This is a genomic window from Sphingomonas sp. P4_G3, assembly GCF_056401105.1.
The window spans coordinates 124,087-142,366 of the sequence record NZ_JBFUJZ010000001.1; the positions used below are offsets into that span (position 1 = coordinate 124,087).

Genomic DNA, 18,280 nt, shown 5'->3' on the forward strand with positions numbered 1-18,280 from the left:
AAGGAGTTTTTACGCCGCCACTTGCTCCAGCTTCTCGCTCGCTTCCAGCCACGCAGCTTCCGCCGCCTCGATCTTCGCCTCGACCTCGGCACGGTGCTTCATCAGCGCCGTCATCGTCAGCTTGGCGAGATCCGGCGCCGCTGACGACGGATCGAACATCGCGCGATCGATCACGCTGCGCTGCTCGGTCAGCCTCGCCAGCTCGGCCTCGGCTGCCTTGGCCGCCTTGCGCAGCCCCTGGCTCTGTTCGCGCGCTTCGGCGGCGGCGCGGCGGGCGTCCTTGCGGCTGACCTTGGCCTCGGACGACCCTTCGCTCCCGGCATCCTTCGCCAGCACGAACGCGATATAATCGTCCAGATTGCCGTCGAAATCCGACGCGGTGCCGTTGTCGACCAGCACCAGCCGGTCGGCGCTCATCTCGAGCATGTGGCGGTCGTGGCTGACGATCACGACGGCGCCCGAATAAGCGTTGAGCGCCTGGACCAGCGCCTCGCGGGCATCGACGTCGAGGTGGTTGGTCGGCTCGTCGAGGATCAGCAGGTGCGGCGCCTCGCGCGTGATGAGCGCCAGCGCCAGCCGCGCGCGCTCGCCGCCCGACAATTTGCCGACCATCGTCGTCGCCTTGTCGCCCGAGAAACCGAAGCGGCCGAGCTGCGCGCGCACCGCGCCCGGCGTCGCGCCCTTCATGATCCGCGTCATGTGCTGGAGCGGGGTGTCGCCGCTGTCGAGCTCCTCGACCTGATACTGGGTGAAATAGCCGACCTTCATCTTGCCGGTCGCGTTCATCGCGCCTTCCATCGGCGCGAGCTGGGCTGCAAGCAGGCGCGCGAGCGTGGTCTTGCCGTTACCGTTGCGGCCGAGCAGCGCGATGCGATCGTCGGGATCGAGCCGCAAATTGAGCTTCCTGAGCACCGGCGTCTCGCCGTAACCGACCGCCGCCATGTCGAGCGTGATCAGCGGCGGGCGCAATTCGCCGGGATTGGGGAAGTCGAAGCTCAACGACGGATCGTCGACGATTTCGGCGATCGGCTGCATCCGCGCGAGCGCCTTGGCGCGGCTCTGTGCCTGTTTGGCGGTCGACGCGCGTGCCGAATTGCGCGCGATATAATCCTGCAATTTCTCGCGCTCGGCCTGCTGCTTGGCGCGCGCCGAGGCGGCCTGTGCCTGGCGCTCGGCGCGCTGGCGCTCGAACGCGTCGTATCCGCCCGGATAGAGCCAGGTCTTGCCGCGCTCGAGATGCAGGATGTGGTCGACGACGTTGTTGAGGAAGTCGCGCTCGTGGCTGACCAAAACGATCGTCGCGGGATAGGATTTGAGGAAATCCTCCAGCCACAGCACCGCTTCGAGATCGAGGTGATTCGACGGCTCGTCGAGCAGCAGCAGGTCGGGTTGCGAGAAGAGCAGGCTGGCAAGCGCGACGCGCATCCGCCAGCCGCCCGAGAAACTGTCGAGCGGGAGATGCTGCGCTTCCTCGTCGAAGCCCAAGCCAACCAGGATTCGTGCGGCGCGCGACGGTGCGGTATGCGCGTCGATCGCATTCAGCCGCTCGTGGATTTCGCCCAGACGATCGGGGTCGTGGCTGGTTTCGGACTCATGCATCAACGCGGCGCGCTCGACATCGGCGGCGAGCACGGTCTCGAACGGTGTCGCGGCGCCCGCCGGCGCGTCCTGCGCGATATAGCCGAGCCGGCTGCCGCGCGGCATGTCGACCGACCCGGTATCGGGCTCGAGCATCCCGGCGATGACGCGGACGAGCGTCGTCTTGCCGGCGCCGTTGCGCCCGATCAGCCCGACGCGGCTGCGCGGCGGCAGCTTCGCGGTGGCGCCGTCGATGATCGTCCGCCCGCCGAGGCGGACCGTGATGTCGGTCAGATTGAGCATGAGGGCCGCGCCTGTAGCAGGTGGTGACGGGCTTGCCTATCCACAGGCAGGCAGCGCCTTTATTTACTGCGCGCTACCCAAAACCGTCACCCCGGCCTTGTGCCGGGGTCCAACGGGCGGCAAGCGGCGGAGGCGAGGCTCGAGCGAGTCCCAGTTGCGCTTTGGACCCCGGCACAAGGCCGGGGTGACGAGGAATGAAGTGACCGACCTAGCGATTCTCTACGAACATCCTCAGTGGTTCGCCCCGCTGTTCGCCGCACTCGATCGCCGCGGCGTTTCCTACAATTCGTTCGGTCCCGACGGCTATTGGAACCCGGCCAACACCGAAATCCCCGCGCCGGTGGTGCTCAACCGCATCGCGATGTCGAGTTTCCTGCGCGCCGACGAGCATCCGATCTTCCACACTATGGCCTTACTCGATCACTGGCGCCGCTCGGGCGCACGCGTGGTCAACGGCGCCGACGTCATGGCGATCGACGCGTCCAAGGCGCGCCAGCTCGCGCTGATCGCCGGCCTGGGCCTTGGCATTCCCGAAACCCGCGTCGTCCATCGCGCCGCCGATATCGAAGCGGCCGCGGCGACCTTGTCGTTCCCGCTGGTGGTGAAGGCCAATATCGGCGGGTCGGGCGCCGGGATCATGCGCTTCGACAATATGGCCGAGCTGCGCTGGGCGGTGGCCGAGAAGCAATTGCCGGTCAGCGTCGATGGCGTCCTGTTGGTGCAGGATTATGTGCCGGCGCGCGGCGGGACGATCACGCGGATCGAGACGCTGAACCGCAAATACCTTTACGCGATCGAGATTGTTGGCGGCGGCGCGTTCGACCTGTGTCCGGCCGATGCCTGCGTCGCCGATTCGACCATCAGCATGAAGGCGATCGAGCCCGCGCCCGAGCTGATCACGGCGGTAGAGACCATCTCCCGCGCGATGAACCTCGACGTCGGCGGGATCGAAGTGATGATCGACGACCGCGACGGCACGCCGCGCTTCTACGATATCAACGCGCTGTCGAATTTCGTCGCCCAGCCGCTGAACGTGCTCGGCTGGGATCCGCACGAAAAGCTGATCGACTGGCTCGACACTCTCATTGCGGAGGCCGAATCCTGATGCGCTACGGTTACTGGATGCCGGTGTTCGGCGGCTGGCTCAGGAACGTCCCCGATGAGGGGATGCAGGCGAGCTGGGATTATGTGAAGCGGCTGACCCAGCGGTCGGAGCAATGGGGCTATGACCTGTCGCTGATCGCCGAGCTCAATCTGAACGACATCAAGGGTGTGGAGCAGCCCGCGCTCGATGCCTGGTCGACCGCGGCGGCGCTGGCGGCGGTGACCGACAAGATCGAGCTGATGGTCGCGGTACGCCCCAATTTCCACCACCCGGCTTTGTTCGCCAAAGCGGCGGCGAATATCGATCGTATCTCCAACGGGCGGCTCGCGCTCAACGTTGTGTCGTCCTGGTGGGCGGACGAGGCGCGGCAATATGGCTTGCAGTTCGATCAGCATGACGATCGCTACGCGCGGACCGAGGAATGGCTGAAGGTGGTCGACGGGCTGTGGACCAAGGAACGCTTCAGCTTCGACGGCCAGTTCTACAAGACCGAGGATGCGATCTGCTCGCCAAAACCCGCCAAACGCCCGACGGTCTATGCCGGCGGCGAGAGCGAGAAGGCCAAGACGATGATCGCGGCGCAATGCGACGCCTATGTGATGCACGGCGATCCGGCCGAGGCGATCGCGCCCAAGATCGCCGATATGGCGGCACGGCGCGAGGCGGCCGGCGGCGCGCCGATGCACTACGGCATGGCGGCCTATGCGATCGTCCGCGACAGCGAGGCCGAGGCCAAGCGCGAGCTCGACCGCATCACCACGGTCAGCGACCTGCCCGCCKGCTATGCCAATTTCGACCAATGGCTGTCGGGCACCCAGCTTGAACGCGAACTCAAGATCCAGGAATATTCGGTGTCGAACCGTGGACTGCGCCCCAATCTGGTCGGCACGCCCGAACAGCTCAAGGAGCGCATCGCCGAATATGAAGATGCCGGCCTCGACTTGTTGCTGCTCCAGATGAGCCCGCAAACGGAGGAGATGGAGCGGTTCGCGGTGCAGGTGATGGGCACCGCCTGAGCGTCTAGGGTTGTTTCAGCAAAGCTGAAACGGTTGCGGCACCGGCCCGCTCCCCCCACCCGGCCTCCCAATCAGGATATTCTATGGGAAGCCGGGTGGGGGAGCGGGCCGGCACCGATCAGCAAGGCTGAAAACGACCCTAACCGGCTGCGCGTCGCCTGATCGCGGTGGGTGGGCGGCGATAGACCTGTTGGAACGCGGCGTTGAACGATCGCACGCTGCCGAAGCCCGAGGCGAGCGCGATCTCGGTCATGCCGAGGTCGGTGCTGTCGATCAGCCGCTTGGCGCGCTGAATCCTCGCCGTGCGCGCCGCCGCGAGCGGTGTCGTGTCGAGATAGCGCCGGAACAACCGCGACAAATGACGCCCGCCGATCCCCAGGCGCTCGGCCAGGGCCTCGACGCCGGCCTGATCGAGCGCACCCTGCTCGATCAGCCGGAGTGCGCGATCGACGGTGGCGCGCGCACCGCGCCAGGCTGGCGAATGCTGCGCGGTTTCCGGCCGGCAGCGCAGGCATGGCCGGAAGCCGGCTGCTTCCGCCGCGGCGGCGCTTGGGAAATAGCGGACGTTGCGCGACATGGGCTGGCGCACTGGGCAGACCGGCCGGCAATAGATCCGGGTCGAGGTGACGGCGATGAATATCGCGCCGTCGAACGCGGCATCGCGCGCGTAGCGCACACGCTCGCAGAATTCGAAATCGAGTTCGGCTGGCGGGTCGGCGGGCCGTGTCATCACCATCCAACTATAAATGGTCGCGCTCGCCCTGTCGCCCGATCCCGTTGACCGCGTCCGAATCCTGCCAGCCGGATTGGGGCAATGGCGATATCCGATGGTGATCCAACGATCGGAGAGAATGTCATGGCCTCGATTCATCATCAGACTTTCATCGCGGCGAATCCCGACGAGGTGTGGAACGCCGCGCGCGATGTCGGCCGGTTGCACGATCGCCTCGTGCCGGGTTTCGTCACCGCCACCGAGATGCTGCCCTGCGAGGGCGCGCCGGTCCGCCGGGTCACCTTCGTCAATGGGCWGGTGTTCGACGAGACGATCGTCTCGATCGACGATGATGCGCAGCGTCTGGTCTGGACGATCAAGGAGTTCGAGCATCATAACGGCGTCCTGACCGTCACGGCCGCGGCCGATGGCACGCACGTCGCCTGGATCGCCGATCTCCTACCGGACGCGCTGGTCGATCAGGTCTCGCCCGCGATGGCGCATGGATTGGCGATGATGAAGGCGCATTTCGAGGGAAGCCGCTGAGCCGCGCGTCGCCGCTCGACGTTCGATTCGCGGCCGCCTCGGCGCTGTGATAAAACGCCCGTGACTCCGCGAAAGATGGAGTGTCGGGCGCATCACGCATGGGGAGACATGCCATGGCTGCCGCTATCGACGACGCGAAATTTCATGCCTTTGTCGGAAAGATGCTGGGAGATTTGGGTGGCGCGATGAGTGTGCCGACCGTCCGCCTGGGCCTTCGTCTGGGGTTGTTCGACGCTTTGGCCGACGCTCCGGCGACCGCCGCCGAGTTGGCGCATCGCGCGGGCGGCCTGCACGAACGCTATGTGCGCGAATGGGCGCTGGCCCAGACGGCGAACGGCTATGTCGACTACGATCCGGCCAGCGAGCAGTTCAGCCTGTCGCCCGAACAGGCGATGGTGTTCCACCACCGCGACAGCCCGGTCTATCTCGCCGGCGCGTTCGAGCTGGTCGCCGCGATGATCGAGGCCGAGCCCAAGGTCGAGGAATGTTTTCGCGAGGGCAAGGGCGTGCGCTGGGGGGATCATGCCGGCTGCCTGTTCTGTGCGACCGGTGCCTTTTTCCGCCCGGGCTATGTCAACAACATCGTGCAGGCCTGGATTCCCGCGCTCGACGGGGTGGAGGCCAAGCTGCACGCCGGCGCGCGGGTCGCCGATGTCGGGTGCGGGGTCGGGTTTTCGACGCTGCTGATGGCTGAGGCCTATCCCGAGAGCAATTTCGTCGGATACGATTTCCACGAGCCGTCGATCGACGAAGCGCGGCGCCATGCCGGCGAGCATGGGCTGGGCGATCGCGTGCGGTTCGAGGTGGCGACCGCGAAGGATATCGCCGAACAGGGCTTCGACCTGATCACGATGTACGATTGCCTGCATGACATGGGCGACCCGCGCGGTTGCGCTGGGCATATGCGGCGCATCCTGGCGCCGGGTGGCAGCTGGATGATCGTCGAGCCGATCGCCGGCGACGCGCCGGCGCAGAATATGAACCCGGTCGGCCGGCTCTATTACAATGCCTCGACGATGATCTGCGTGCCGACCTCGCTCGATCAGGAAGTCGGCGAGGGCCTGGGCGCACAGGCCGGCGAGGCAAAGCTGACCGAGGTCATCCGGCAAGGCGGGTTCGAGTCAGTCCGGCGCGCGGCGGAGGGACCGTTCAACATGGTGCTCGAGGCGCGGTGAGGTCGGAGAATCGGTCGGAGTGGCGGTCGAGGATCAGCCGCCCGCCGTCCCTGCGGTGGAGCCTTCCGGATTTGGCGTGCCGCGAGGCGTGATCGCGATCAGGAAGGCGACCGTCGTCCCGATGCAGAGCTGGAACGGAAAGGCCAGGTGGCATAGCGCCGTCGGCAGGCCGATCGCCGTGGCGATCCCCGGCTGGAGCAGGAGCACCGTGACGAAACCGGCGATCAGCGATGCGATCACCGATCCGCTATTCCCGCGCGGTGTCAGGACGGCGGCGAAATAGACGCCGAGCAATCCGGCATAAGCGAACACCATCACCTGCAGCGCAAACTCGAGCAGGCCGAGCTTGGCATAATGTTGCCAATAGAAGGACAGCACCGCGACCCCGAGCATCGCCACGCCGATCACGCCCATCCCGGCGCGCCCGGCCTGGACATAGTGATATTCGGCGGCCGCGCTTCGCCGCTCGCGCCAGGGCCGGTAGAAATCCTGGATCAGCACCGAGGACATGGCGTTGAGCGCGGAATTGGTGGTGGCGACGGCGGCGGCGACGATGCCCGCAGTGACCAGCCCGCGCAGCCCCGACGGCAATTGCGTCAGGATATAGTGCATGAAGATGCTGATCTTCTCGCCATCGAACGCCTGGCCGGCGATCGCGGTGGTGCCGCCCATCAACTCGGCGCGATCGTAAAAGACGTGGAGCAGCAGCCCGATCGTGATGAAGATCGCCACTACCGGCACCGTGGCGAACACCGACCAATAGAGGCTGCGCGCGCCGGTCTTCGCATCGCGGCACGCGAGCAGCCGCTGCGTCGTGTCCTGGTCGAGCCCCGACGACGCGACGTAGAGCAGCGCGATCCCGGTGACGATCGCGAGCAGCGAAAAGGGCTTGGACGGATCGAGCGAGAAGTCGAACAGCCGCAATTTGTCGATATTCCCCGGCGCGTGCGCGAGGCCCTGGATGATCTCCGCATTGGTCGCCGGGATCGACAGGCGCAGGAATACCAGCACGGCGATCGCCGAACCGAGGAAGATCACGAACTGGAAGAGATCGATCCACAGCACCGACCGCAATCCGCCGACGAAGGTCGACAGGAAGCTGGCGACGACCAGCACCGTCGCCGCGATCACGATACCCTGCGCGCTGACCGTCGACGTCATCACCATCGCGACGGCGATCGCCGCGAGATAGAGGCGCGCCCCATTGGCCAGCACGCGTCCGACCAGGAACATCGCGCCCGTGCAGCGCGTCGCCAGCATCCCGTAGCGCAGGGTCAGCAGTTCGTAGACGGTCGTCACGCGTGCGGCATAGAAACGCGGGATCAGGACGCGCGCGACGAAGATCGCGCCGATCAGGCCGCCCAGATTGGTGCCGAGATAGGTGAAGTCGCCATGATAGCCGAAATCGGGCCCGCCCAGGAACGTCGCGGCCGACTGGGTCGCGGACAGAACCGAGATCGCGGCGAGCCAGGCGGGGACGTTGCCGCCGGCGAGGAAATACTCCTTCGCGGTGCCGGTATGTCGAGGCGTGAACCACCAGCCGCCGACGACGAGCAGCGCGATGTAGAAGAGGATCACGACCCAATCGAGCAGGCCGAATGGCAGCGACGTCGCCATCAGTAGAACAGATAGCGCGCGCGGCGCGCCTTGAAGCGGTTGAGGTCGGCCTGCCAGCTCGCCGCGATCGCCCGTGGGTCCTTGCCGGCCTTGATCTGGTCGAACACCGTGCGGTTGCGCAGCAATCGGTCGACGCGATCGATCTGGAACGCCGCGCCGTACAGTTTCCACAAGCTGGCGACGATCTCCACGCCCAGTGCCGGCGCGTCGAGCCGCGTACGGTCGTGGATCAGGATCTCGACTCCTTCGACGCGTTGCCCGGCGAACGGATAGAGTTTGTCGGCCGCCGCCACATAGCTCACCGGCAGGAAGCTGACGCCTGCGATTGCGCGCGCGTTGAGATGGGCAGCGAGCTCGGTACCCTTGATCCACGGCGCACCGAAACGGAGGAACGGCCCGTCGCCCGGCCCCTTGATATTGACGTTGGTCCCTTCGAGCAGAGCGGTGCCGGCGTACGCGGTCGCCTGGTTCACGCTGCGCAGATTGGGCGAGGGGTTGATCCACATAAGCCCGGTATCGTCATACCAGTCGCCGCGCTTCCAGCCGGTCATGCGGATCACGGTGAGCCGCGCGCCGATCCGCTCTTCGCCGTTGAACATCCGCGCCAGTTCGCCGAGCGTCATCCCGGGGCGCATCGGCTCGGGGAACGGCGTGGTATAGTCCTCGATCCCCGCGGTGGAGACCGGTCCCTGCACCGCGATCCCGTTGATCGGATTGGGCCGGTCGAGCACGATTACCTCGACCTTGTTGGCGGCCGCTGCCCGGAGGAAATATTTGGTCAGCGTCTGGAAGGTCCAGTAGCGCACGCCGACATCCTGCAGGTCGATGACGATTGCATCGAGGTTGGTGAGCTGCTGCGCGTTGGGATGCCGCTCGGCGTCGGTTTTGCCGTACAGGCTGACGATCGGCAGCCCGCTGGCTCTGTCCATCTCGTCGTCGATATTGGTGTCGTCGGTCGCGGCGTCGATGCCATGCTCGCCGCTGAACAGTCGCACCACATCGAGCCCCGGCACCGCGGCGTGCGCGTCTTCGCGCAGCACGTCGATCGTGCGGCGCCCCTGGCCGTCCCTGCTCACCGGGTTGGCGAGGATACCGAGTCGCAGATGCCTGCCATGGCGTGCCGCGATCTCACGTAACGGTGCAAACCGCTGGTCCTCCAGCACGTCGATCCCCGTCCGCACACGCGCGGCGGCGGGCGTCGCCGCGACCAGTGCGAGCAGCACGAGGAAGAGCCCGCGCCTCATTGTTTCGGGGCGGTCCCGTCCAGCACCGACAGCACCGCCGTGTGGATCGCCGGTCGCGCCTGACCGATCAACGCATTGTTGCGGGTCGGATTGACGCGGTTGGTGAGCAGGACGACGAACGCGTCGCGATCGGGGTCGATATAGATCGACGTGCCGGTGAAGCCGGTATGGATGATCGCGTGGGGCGAGGCGAGCGGACCGGTGAAGCCGCCGGGCGACGGCATGTCCCAGCCGAGCGCGCGCGAACTGCCGGGCGGCATGTTCTGCGGGGTTTCGAACAAGGCGATCGTGCTCGCCTTGATCAGCTGCTTGCCGCGATAACTGCCATGGTTGAGATAGAGCTGGGCGAGCGCCGCCAGGTCGCGCGCGGTCGAGAACAGCCCGGCATGGCCGGCGACGCCGCCCATCATATAGGCATTCTCGTCATGGACGACGCCACGCACCAGCATGTGGCGGAAAGTGTCGTCCTGCTCGGTCGGCGCGATGCGCGACAGCAGGGCGCGCGACGGGCGGAAGCCGGTGTCCTTCATGCCGAGCGGAGCGAAGACTTCGCGTGCGAGGAAACGGTCGAGTGGCTGACCAGACAGCCGCTGTACGATCTCCCCGAGCAGGATGATGTTGGTGTCGCGATAGGCGAACACTGTCCCGGGCGGCGTGAGCGTGGGCGTGCCGTAGATCTGGCGCAGCAGATCCTGCCGATCCTTGGCGTTCCGCCATAGCCCGTCCGCCGACTGCAGGCCCGAACTATGGCTGAGCAGGTTGCGAACGGTGATCGTGTCGTGCCCCGGCGTGCCGCCGAACTCAGGCAGATAGCGTACTACCGGAGCGTCGAGATCGAGCTGCCCGCGATCGTAGAGGATCTCGGCCGCACTGGTCGTGCCGATCACCTTGGTGAGCGAGGCGAGGTCGAAAATCGCGTCGACCGGCATCGGCGGCGCATCGGCCGAGGAGTCGATCCGGCCGAACGCCTTGAGCGCGAGCAGCCGGCCATGCTGCCCGACCGCGAGCACCGCGCCGGGAAACGCCTTTTTGGCGACCCAGGCGTTCACCTCGGTGAAGGCGGGGGCAAAGCGCGTGTCTTGCCGGGCAGTCGCGACGATGAGTTGTAGCGCTGGAGTGGGGGACGAGGTCGCGGCCGGAACGGGCTGGCCCGCCAGGATGAGAGCGCCGGCGGCTGTGGCCAGGACATAGGTGCTCCTGCGGAAGCAGGAGCCTAGGGCCGTCCAGTACTTCGCTACCCTGGGCTCCTGCTTCCGCAGGAGCGCCGCGGATCGCAAACTGGCCACCTTCCGCTCAGTCATGCACCGCCGTTCCTCTCGCCAGCAGCAGCGCGCCCGATACCGGATCGCCGAGCGGCTCGACCAGGCGCTCTGAGGTGCGGACGCGGAGCCAGGGGCGCAGCCGCGCCGACAGCCCGCCGACCAGCGCTAGCCGCGGGGCGCCGCGCGCGAAGATCGTTGCGATGAAGCGTTCGACGTGAAGCACCGCATCCTCGACGATCGACAGCGCGATCTCGTCGCCCGCTTCGGCATAATTCATCACGAGCGGGGCAAAGCCGGCATAATCGGCCGGCGTCGCCTGATCCATCCAGGCAATCGCGCGCAACGTGTCGTGCCGGAATTTCCCGGCGATTTCCTTGGACAAAGATGTACGCTTGGTCCGCCCATCCATCGCCCGCAGCGCGTGACGCACGGCGCTCAATCCGAGCGCGGCGCCGCTGCCTTCGTCCGAGATCGGGAAGCCGTAGCCACCCACCGTGAACCGCTCGCCATTGACCTGGGCGAATCCGATCGATCCGGTGCCGAGCACCAGGATCGCGCCGTCCGCCCCGTTATGCGCGCCGAGATTGGCGATTGCGGCGTCGCTGTCGAGCGAGATGCTCGCGAACGGAAAGTCGAGCGCGGCCAACGCCTTCGACATGCCTGGGCGGCGAATGCCGGCAATGCCCATGCCGGCGGCGACTTCGTTCCAGCGCCGCTCGGGGATGCCGGCCGCCTCGAGCGCCTCGCTGGTGACGCTCAGCAACCGGTCGTAGAGCGGGTAGAGCCCCATCCGCGTGTTGGCGGGGCCGCCTTCGGCGCTGCCGAGCACCTGGCCGGCGGCGTCGGTCACGCGGACGCGGCAATGGCTGCCGCCGGCATCGACGCCGAGATAGATTTCAGCCACGCGCCTGCTTTCCCGCGAAGGCCGGACCATGAGTGATTGCCGCTCGAACTGGACTCGTGCCTGGCATGGCTATGGCATTGCGGAAGGGCGCGGCGGTGTCGAGCCTCAATCTGACAGAGGTGTTCGCCGCGGTTATGGCTAGTGTCATGTTGGTTATAGCGCCCGCGCTTTGCGCGCCCGGCCAGTCCCGGTAGTCAGGGTCGCGACAACCAACCGCACTTTGCCTTCGAGGGTCCCGATGCCGACCGAAACCGTTGATCCCCGCTATACCGATGTCGACCGTTGGCCGACTTTGTCGGTGGTGGAAACGATGCTCGAAGGGCAACTTGCCGCGATCGCCGCGCTCAAGGACCAGATCGGTGCGATCGCCGCCGCGGCCGAAGCGGCTGCAGCCCGCATGCACAAGGGAGGGCGTCTGGTCTATGCCGGCGCCGGCACGTCGGGACGGCTGGCGGTGCAGGATGGGGTGGAGCTCACCCCGACCTATAATTGGCCGTCGGACCGGCTCGTCTTCCTGGTCGCCGGCGGTACAGGCGCATTGATGCGCAGCGTCGAAGGCGCCGAGGACAATGTCGAGGCGGCGCGAGAGGAAGTCGCGGCGGCGGAGGTCGGGCCGAACGACGTGCTGATCGCGGTCGCCGCGAGCGGTCGCACGCCTTATGCCGTCGCGGCGCTCGAAGCGGCGCGCGGCCGTGGTGCACTGACCATCGCCATCGCCAACAATCCCGGAACGCCGCTGCTGGCCGCCGCCGATCACCCGATCGTCGCCGATACCGGCGCGGAGATCGTCGGGGGCTCGACCCGGATGAAGGCGGGCACCGCGCAAAAGGCCGCGCTCAACATGCTGTCGACCGCGATCATGCTGCGCTGCGGGCTCGTCCATCGCGGGCTGATGGTCAATATGCGCATTTCCAACGAAAAGCTCTTCCAGCGCGCGCGGCGCATGGTGGCGACGCTGGCCGGTATCGACGAGGCGCGGGCGGCGGATGCGCTCGAGCTCGCCGGCAACGATCTCAGGCGGGCGGTACTGATCGCTCGCGGCGTGAGCCCGGAGGAGGCCGTTGAGCGGCTGGCAAGCGCCGGCGGCAATCTGGGCGATGCGCTCGCGACTTTGAGGCAAGCCGAAGCCGAGTGACGTCAGCCATCTGTAGTTGAATTCTAACAATCTAAATCGTCACCCCGGCCTTGTGCCGGGGTCCAACTCTCCATTACGGAATCCAGCCGGCGTTGCACGTTGGATGCCGGAACAAGTCCGGCATGACGGCTAAAGGTGATTGAAGGATTCTAACGACGGGTCGATCGCTCAACCGCCCTTCGCCTCCAGCCCAAGCAGCAAGGTCGGAATGAGCTCGGACACCGTCGGATGCACCGGCACCGCCCAGCGCAACGTGTCGAACGGCTCGTCCGCCGACATGGCGTCGAGAATACCGTGGATCGCCTCGTCGCCGCCGGTGCCCAGGATCGCCGCGCCCAGAATGCGGCGCGTCGCGCGGTCGGCGACGACTTTCATCATCCCCTTGGTCTCACCCTTTTCGACAGCACGGCCGACCCGCGTCATCGGGCGCGTCGAGACCAGCACGTCATGGCCTTTGGCGCGGGCTTCGGTCTCGGTCATGCCGGCGCGGCCGAGCGGCGGGTCGATATACAAGGCATAGCCGGGAACGCGCTGGCTGAGCTTGCGGTCGCCGCCGTCGAGCAGATTCGCGGCGACGATCTCGAAATCGTTATAGGCGGTATGGGTGAACGCGCCGCGTCCGTTGCAGTCGCCCAGTGCCCAGATGCCAGGAACATTGGTCGCGAGCCGGTCGTCGACAAGGATATAGCCGCGCTGATCGACCGCGACGCCGGCGGCGTCGAGACCCAGATCGTCGGTATTGGGCCGCCGTCCGACCGCGAGCAGGAGATGGCTACCGATCACCTCGGGCTCGCCGCTGGCGCAATCGACCGACACCGCAACGCCGTCGGGGTGCGGGCGAAAGCCGATGCAATTGGCGCCGGTGCGGACGGCGATGCCTTCATCCTCCAGGATGGCCTGGATCGCGGCGGAAATCTCCGGATCCTCGCGCGGCACCAGGCGGTCGGCGCGCTCGACCACCGTGACCGCCGCGCCGAACCGGGCATGCATCTGCGCGAATTCGAGGCCGATATAGCTGCCCCCGATCACGACGAGATGGCGCGGCACGCTGTCGAGCGCGACCATGTCGGTATTGTCGAGATAGGGCACTTCGCCGACGCCGGGCATGTCGGGCACCGACGCGCGCCCGCCGACATTGAGGAAGATGCGTGGGGCGCTGATCTCTACACCGTCGACCGCGATGCTGGCCGGACCGGTGAACCGGGCATGGCCGCGCAGCAGCGTCAGTCCGTTCATTCCGGCCAGCCACGTCTCGTTATTGGTCCGGGCGTTGATTGTGACCTGATGCGCGCGCGCAGCCACCGCCGCCATGTCGATTCCGACCTCGCCCACCACGATGCCGAGGTCGCGGCGGCGCGCGAGGTGGGCGGCATAAGCGCTCGCCACCAGCGTCTTGGTCGGCATGCAGCCGGTGTTGACGCACGTACCTCCGACCAGCTTGCGCTCGATCAGCGCGACCCGCATGCCGGCATCGGTCAATCGCCCGGCAAGCGGCGGTCCCGCCTGGCCGGCACCGACGATGATGGCATCGTATCGGGTCATCGGGTCGAATCCATCGCGCGAACGGTAGCCTCCGCGGCCGGAGCGCGCCATGATGGAATCGCCCGAGGAAGAATCGGCCCAGGAGGAATCGATGGCCACGACTTGCGATCATCTCGACACCATCGCCACCGTGACGCCGCAAACGCTGGGCTGCGCCGAATGCCTGCAGAACGGCAGCTGGTGGGTGCATCTGCGGCTATGCCGGACCTGCGGGCATGTCGGCTGCTGCGACGATTCGCCCTTCCGGCATGCGACCGCGCATTTCCACGCCAGCGGGCACCCGATCATCGAGGGCTATGACCCGCCCGAGGGCTGGGGCTGGTGCTTTGTCGACGAGGTCGAGGTCGATTTCGAGGGCGCTACTACCGAGCAGCGCGGCCCGATCCCTCGCTTCATCGACGACTATGGTCGGCTGATACCGTCGGCGATCCGCGGGTTGAAACCGCAAGTCTAGCAACCGATAGGGGGCAGGACGACGACGAACGGGGACGAATGATGGAGACGATCGGCCGCGACTTGCGCGAGATGCAGCGGACGCCGCTCGCGCCATCGCATGTGTCGGCACTGCGCGCGGCGGGGCAAGTGGCGAACTATCCGGCGGGCACGATATTGTGCCGCCCGGGTGAGCCGATCGACCGCTTCGTCTATGTCGAGCATGGCGAGATCGAGGTGGTCAACGCCTTCACCGGCGAGCGCCTGGTTCCCTCCACGCTCGGTCCCACTCAGTTCATGGCCGAGATCGCGCTGCTGAGCGGCGGCAATTGGTCGATGCCGATGCGCACGGTCGTCGATACCAGGGTGATCGAAGTGCCGCGCGCCGACATGCTGCGCCTGATGTCGCAGATTCCCGAAATGTCGGACATCATCATCACCGTCCTGTCGGCCCGCCGCCGCCGCCAGCTCGAGGCGCGCGACGCAGCCTTGGTGCTGATCGGCGAGGATGCCAGCCGCGACGTCCGGCGCGTGGCCGAATTCGTCAGCCGCAATCGTCTGCCCTTCACCTCGCTGCCGCTCGGATCGCCCGAGGCCGAGGATGTCGCGCGGAGCAGCGGGATTTCGGCGAGCCAGCCCGCGGTGATCTTCGGCCGCGATACCGTGGTGACCGACCCGACGCCCGGCAAGGTCGCGCGGCTGCTCGGCGTCAATCATGATTTCGCCGAGGACCAGGAATTCGACGTGCTGATCGTCGGTGGCGGTCCCGCCGGGGTTGCCGCCGGCGTCTATGCCGGCGCCGAGGGGCTCAATGCGCTGGTGATCGAGGATACCGCGATCGGCGGCCAGGCCGGGACGTCGAGCCGGATCGAGAATTACATGGGTTTCCCCACCGGCATTTCGGGCGCGGACTTGGTGTGGCGCGGCGAGATCCAGGCAATGAAGTTCGGCACGAAGTTCGCGATGCCGCGCCGCGTCGCGAAGCTCGAAACGCTCGAGGGTGGCCGCTTCTGCGCCACGTTCGACAATGGCCGTCGCGTTAGCGCGGGGGCGATCGTCGTCGCGACCGGCGTGCAATATCGCCGCTTGCCGATCGACCGGCTCGCCGAATTCGAAGGCGCCGGCGTCTATTATGCCGCCACCGAGATGGAGGCGCGCTATTGCCGCGAAGCCGAGACCTTCGTCATCGGCGGCGGCAATTCGGCCGGCCAGGCGGCGATGTTCCTGTGCCGCACCGCCGCCCATGTCCGGCTGCTGGTGCGCGGCTCGTCGCTGGCCGCCTCGATGTCGAGCTATCTCTCCAGCCGGCTCGAGGCGGATCCGGCGGTCACCATCGAATATGGCGTCGAAGTCGCCGGCCTGCACGGCGGTGAGAAGCTGGAGGCGGTGACGATCCGCAACACCCAGGACGGCACGCATCGCCAGGCACCGGCCTGCGCCGTGTTCGTGATGGTCGGCGCCGCGCCGAATACGGGCTGGCTGTCCGGCCTGGTCGATCTTGACGACAAGGGCTTCGTGCTGACCGGCGATGCGGTCGGCGGGGCCTCGCCTTACGCCACCTCGCGCCCCGGCATCTTCGCGGTCGGCGATGTGCGCGCCGGCTCGGTCAAGCGCGTGGCATCGTCGGTGGGTGAAGGGTCGGTGGTGATTTCGAAGGTGTGGGAGTTTCTGAACCGCTAGGGTTGATCGATATTCAATATCTCCAATTCGTCATGCCGGCCTTGTGCCGGCATCCACCGGGCACCAACGCTGAACGTTGAGCCGTCTAGGCGACTCACACAATTCGTTCGACGAGATGCGCGCGCGAAGGGCCTGGCTCGAAGCGCTCGGCGAAATACTGTGTTTCGTGCGCCACTAGTCCGTCGCGGAACTCCATGATGCTCACGACATAGGACGGCGTGTCGTCATAAGTGAGGGTGAATTCGGTGACCCAAAGGTCGCCGCGACCGATGATCCGCCGAACCGCGAAGCGCTTCTTGCTGGGCTGAACGTAGCGACTCTCCCGGATGTTGTCCCGGCCGCGAATCCGCTCGCCCGATTGCGGATAATCGAGCATGGCGTCGTCGCAATAGATGTCATGTTCCGCCGCGAAATCGCCGGCGTCCGAGGCGTTCCAATGACGCTCCAGCACCGCCAGCGCGGTTCGATCGTCCATCCGGGTCTCCTGTGCTTCTGTAGTGGCGCGGATATAAACTGATGATCGTGACGTTGCGTATTTGAGTTGGCATCCTCGGAGGGAGAGTTTGGGATTGTTGCACGTGGCACCGCAAATCCGGTGGTGATTTAGAAGGGGTCGGAATTCCTCAACCGTTGAGGCGGCTAAGCCGCCGCGCCATGTTCATCGCGAGCGGCATTCCAAACCTCTCGCGCGGCGTCCGCATTCATCGCCGCAATGGCCAGGCCGACAATCAAATCGGGCCATGCCGAATGCCAGGCGAACGCCGTGACCAATCCCGCCGCGATCATGGCGATATTGGCGAGCGCATCGTTGCGAGCGGACAGGAACGCGGCTCGCGTAAGGCTTCCGCTATGATGGCGGTGCTTTGCCAGCAGGAGAGCGCAAAGCAGGTTGATCGCCAGCGCGCCGATCGCGGTGGCCGACAGCGCAAAGGGCGACGGCGCGACCGGTACCTTGAGCTTTTCCCAAGCGGTCCACAAGGTCGCGAGTCCCGGCACCAACAGGATCGCCGCAAGCGCCATTCCGACGCGCGCCCGGTTCTTTGCCGTCCAACCGAGCGCGACAAGGATCAGGACGTTCACCAGTGCGTCTTCGAGAAAATCGACGCTATCGGCGAACAGCGACACCGAACCGATAGTGAGCGCGACCGAGAATTCGACGCCGAAATAGGCGAGGTTGAGAGTCGCGACCCATAAAACGGCACGCCGCAAAAGATGGCTCGAAAGATCGCTTTTCATCGCCAGGCGGTAGCAACGCCGTCAATCGATAGAAAGTAATATGGGGTCGGCGTCGTCGCTATCCGGAGACACTCGAGAGCGGTGATCGGTGCTTACCGGGAGTATATCGGAACTGCGAATATCCGGAACATTACGCATCGTGGCGTGCGCGCTGATCCTGCATGAGGATTGCGGAGGTGTGTTCCATGCCGCGCACTATCGATGGCGAACCCAAACGGACTGCTGTTTCAAGGCCGGGGCCTGGCCTCTGCGGATCGGACCGTCGTTTTTGGGACGCCGCCCCTCGATTTTGGCTTCCTCGTCAGAAGCCTGTCGCCGGATCGCCAGATTCAGCTGTGTCGCCGAGGACAGGGAGTCAGCAGAGGTCCGCTGACAATGGCTCCAGCGAGCGCTGGCTCTATTTTGCCACCGCTGTATGTTTCATCGCGACTATCGCCACTTTCGGTATGTTGATCTGGCAGATCGCAAGGGCGTTCAAATAACGGCCAGCGGGCGTGTGGCCGATGGCCGCGTGCTAACTCATGGAAATAATTGGTCGGGGCGACAGGATTCGAACCTGCGACCCCCACACCCCCAGTGTGATGCGCTACCAGGCTGCGCTACGCCCCGACCAGAGCGAACCCGCGCCATCTAGGTGCGGGCCGGAGCGGGCGCCTCTAAGCGCTTGGCGCACGCGATGCAAGCGTGCCGGAGTCGCTCGTTACGAGCCCTGCCGTCGCCCCGGGCTTGTCCCGGGGTCCAACGAGCGGCTGAGGGATCGGCTCGAACCTCTTGCCCAGGACTCGCGGCGCCT

Annotated in this window: 16 protein-coding genes and 1 tRNA gene; 7 read left to right on the top strand and 10 right to left on the bottom strand. The window is 66.1% G+C overall.

Going from position 1 to position 18,280, the window contains the following annotated elements; translation table 11 throughout:
• Positions 1-9: 9 nt before the first annotated feature.
• Positions 10-1,881, bottom strand: coding sequence for an ABC-F family ATP-binding cassette domain-containing protein (locus AC1DQQ_RS00605; RefSeq protein WP_478039817.1), 1,872 nt, complete (start codon positions 1,879-1,881; stop codon positions 10-12).
• 199 nt (positions 1,882-2,080) lie between these two features.
• Here AC1DQQ_RS00605 and AC1DQQ_RS00610 point away from each other — a divergent pair, with 199 nt between their 5' ends.
• Together AC1DQQ_RS00610 and AC1DQQ_RS00615 are read left to right on the top strand one after the other, a co-directional pair.
• Positions 2,081-2,986, top strand: coding sequence for an ATP-grasp domain-containing protein (locus AC1DQQ_RS00610; protein WP_478039819.1), 906 nt, complete (start codon positions 2,081-2,083; stop codon positions 2,984-2,986).
• Positions 2,986-4,002 carry an LLM class flavin-dependent oxidoreductase gene (locus tag AC1DQQ_RS00615; RefSeq protein WP_478043974.1) on the top strand — a complete coding sequence of 339 codons (1,017 nt, stop codon included), beginning with the start codon at positions 2,986-2,988 and terminating at the stop codon, positions 4,000-4,002. The genes AC1DQQ_RS00610 and AC1DQQ_RS00615 overlap by 1 nt, the downstream gene beginning before the upstream one ends.
• Positions 4,003-4,141: 139 nt before the next feature.
• Here the strand turns inward: AC1DQQ_RS00615 and AC1DQQ_RS00620 are convergent, their stop codons facing one another.
• On the bottom strand, positions 4,142-4,732 hold the full coding sequence (locus tag AC1DQQ_RS00620) for a bifunctional transcriptional activator/DNA repair enzyme AdaA (RefSeq protein ID WP_478039823.1): 591 nt from the start codon (positions 4,730-4,732) through the stop codon (positions 4,142-4,144).
• Positions 4,733-4,858: 126 nt separating this feature from the next.
• Here AC1DQQ_RS00620 and AC1DQQ_RS00625 point away from each other — a divergent pair, with 126 nt between their 5' ends.
• Together AC1DQQ_RS00625 and AC1DQQ_RS00630 are read left to right on the top strand one after the other, a co-directional pair.
• Positions 4,859-5,260 (top strand): SRPBCC family protein, encoded by a 402-nt coding sequence (locus AC1DQQ_RS00625; RefSeq protein ID WP_478043975.1) that lies wholly within the window; start codon positions 4,859-4,861, stop codon positions 5,258-5,260.
• A 113-nt stretch (positions 5,261-5,373) separates the two neighbouring features.
• The gene (locus tag AC1DQQ_RS00630; protein ID WP_478039827.1) at positions 5,374-6,435 is read left to right on the top strand and encodes a class I SAM-dependent methyltransferase; all 1,062 of its coding nucleotides are present in this window, start codon (positions 5,374-5,376) and stop codon (positions 6,433-6,435) included.
• A 33-nt stretch (positions 6,436-6,468) separates the two neighbouring features.
• Here the strand turns inward: AC1DQQ_RS00630 and AC1DQQ_RS00635 are convergent, their stop codons facing one another.
• From AC1DQQ_RS00635 to AC1DQQ_RS00650, 4 genes are all read right to left on the bottom strand, one after another.
• Positions 6,469-8,052: a sodium:solute symporter gene (locus AC1DQQ_RS00635; RefSeq protein WP_478043976.1), complete on the bottom strand. Its 1,584-nt coding sequence runs from the start codon at positions 8,050-8,052 to the stop codon at positions 6,469-6,471.
• Positions 8,052-9,296: an exo-beta-N-acetylmuramidase NamZ family protein gene (locus tag AC1DQQ_RS00640; RefSeq protein WP_478043977.1), complete on the bottom strand. Its 1,245-nt coding sequence runs from the start codon at positions 9,294-9,296 to the stop codon at positions 8,052-8,054. The genes AC1DQQ_RS00635 and AC1DQQ_RS00640 overlap by 1 nt, the downstream gene beginning before the upstream one ends.
• A complete protein-coding gene (locus AC1DQQ_RS00645) occupies positions 9,293-10,345 on the bottom strand; it encodes a serine hydrolase domain-containing protein (RefSeq protein ID WP_478043978.1) in 1,053 nt (350 codons plus the stop codon). The genes AC1DQQ_RS00640 and AC1DQQ_RS00645 overlap by 4 nt, the downstream gene beginning before the upstream one ends.
• 244 nt (positions 10,346-10,589) lie before the next feature.
• Positions 10,590-11,462, bottom strand: a complete 873-nt coding sequence (locus AC1DQQ_RS00650) for a glucosamine kinase nucleotide-binding domain-containing protein (protein ID WP_478043979.1) — start codon at positions 11,460-11,462, stop codon at positions 10,590-10,592.
• A gap of 238 nt (positions 11,463-11,700) precedes the next feature.
• Between AC1DQQ_RS00650 and AC1DQQ_RS00655 the strand changes: the two genes are divergently transcribed.
• Positions 11,701-12,597 carry an N-acetylmuramic acid 6-phosphate etherase gene (locus AC1DQQ_RS00655; RefSeq protein ID WP_478043980.1) on the top strand — a complete coding sequence of 299 codons (897 nt, stop codon included), beginning with the start codon at positions 11,701-11,703 and terminating at the stop codon, positions 12,595-12,597.
• A 168-nt stretch (positions 12,598-12,765) separates the two neighbouring features.
• Here AC1DQQ_RS00655 and AC1DQQ_RS00660 read toward each other — a convergent pair whose 3' ends face one another.
• Entirely contained in the window at positions 12,766-14,139 is a 1,374-nt protein-coding gene (locus AC1DQQ_RS00660; RefSeq protein ID WP_478043981.1) for an FAD-containing oxidoreductase, read from the bottom strand.
• A 91-nt stretch (positions 14,140-14,230) separates the two neighbouring features.
• Here AC1DQQ_RS00660 and AC1DQQ_RS00665 point away from each other — a divergent pair, with 91 nt between their 5' ends.
• Together AC1DQQ_RS00665 and AC1DQQ_RS00670 are read left to right on the top strand one after the other, a co-directional pair.
• Positions 14,231-14,593 (top strand): UBP-type zinc finger domain-containing protein, encoded by a 363-nt coding sequence (locus tag AC1DQQ_RS00665; protein ID WP_478043982.1) that lies wholly within the window; start codon positions 14,231-14,233, stop codon positions 14,591-14,593.
• A 41-nt stretch (positions 14,594-14,634) separates the two neighbouring features.
• Positions 14,635-16,251, top strand: a complete 1,617-nt coding sequence (locus tag AC1DQQ_RS00670; protein WP_478044501.1) for an FAD-dependent oxidoreductase — start codon at positions 14,635-14,637, stop codon at positions 16,249-16,251.
• Between the two features lie 94 nt (positions 16,252-16,345).
• On the opposite strand, the gene AC1DQQ_RS00675 is transcribed toward AC1DQQ_RS00670, so the two are convergent.
• The 3 genes from AC1DQQ_RS00675 to AC1DQQ_RS00685 all read right to left on the bottom strand — a co-directional run bounded on the left by AC1DQQ_RS00675 (position 16,346) and on the right by AC1DQQ_RS00685 (position 18,096).
• Positions 16,346-16,726: a nuclear transport factor 2 family protein gene (locus tag AC1DQQ_RS00675; RefSeq protein WP_478027633.1), complete on the bottom strand. Its 381-nt coding sequence runs from the start codon at positions 16,724-16,726 to the stop codon at positions 16,346-16,348.
• Positions 16,727-16,890: 164 nt separating this feature from the next.
• Complete coding sequence (locus AC1DQQ_RS00680; RefSeq protein WP_478027634.1) at positions 16,891-17,460, bottom strand: cation efflux transmembrane domain-containing protein; 570 nt, start codon at positions 17,458-17,460, stop codon at positions 16,891-16,893.
• Between the two features lie 559 nt (positions 17,461-18,019).
• A tRNA-Pro gene (locus AC1DQQ_RS00685) sits at positions 18,020-18,096 on the bottom strand.
• Between the last annotated feature and the right edge of the window lie 184 nt (positions 18,097-18,280).

Excerpts from the sequence above, each read along its gene's own strand:
- AC1DQQ_RS00605 (WP_478039817.1), bottom strand. The coding sequence starts at position 1,881 with ATGCTCAATCTGACCGACATCACGGTCCGCCTCGGCGGGCGGACGATC.
- AC1DQQ_RS00620 (WP_478039823.1), bottom strand. The coding sequence starts at position 4,732 with ATGACACGGCCCGCCGACCCGCCAGCCGAACTCGATTTCGAATTCTGC.
- AC1DQQ_RS00630 (WP_478039827.1), top strand. The coding sequence starts at position 5,374 with ATGGCTGCCGCTATCGACGACGCGAAATTTCATGCCTTTGTCGGAAAG.
- AC1DQQ_RS00635 (WP_478043976.1), bottom strand. The coding sequence starts at position 8,052 with ATGGCGACGTCGCTGCCATTCGGCCTGCTCGATTGGGTCGTGATCCTC.
- AC1DQQ_RS00640 (WP_478043977.1), bottom strand. The coding sequence starts at position 9,296 with ATGAGGCGCGGGCTCTTCCTCGTGCTGCTCGCACTGGTCGCGGCGACG.
- AC1DQQ_RS00655 (WP_478043980.1), top strand. The coding sequence starts at position 11,701 with ATGCCGACCGAAACCGTTGATCCCCGCTATACCGATGTCGACCGTTGG.
- AC1DQQ_RS00660 (WP_478043981.1), bottom strand. The coding sequence starts at position 14,139 with ATGACCCGATACGATGCCATCATCGTCGGTGCCGGCCAGGCGGGACCG.
- AC1DQQ_RS00665 (WP_478043982.1), top strand. The coding sequence starts at position 14,231 with ATGGCCACGACTTGCGATCATCTCGACACCATCGCCACCGTGACGCCG.
- AC1DQQ_RS00670 (WP_478044501.1), top strand. The coding sequence starts at position 14,635 with ATGGAGACGATCGGCCGCGACTTGCGCGAGATGCAGCGGACGCCGCTC.
- AC1DQQ_RS00675 (WP_478027633.1), bottom strand. The coding sequence starts at position 16,726 with ATGGACGATCGAACCGCGCTGGCGGTGCTGGAGCGTCATTGGAACGCC.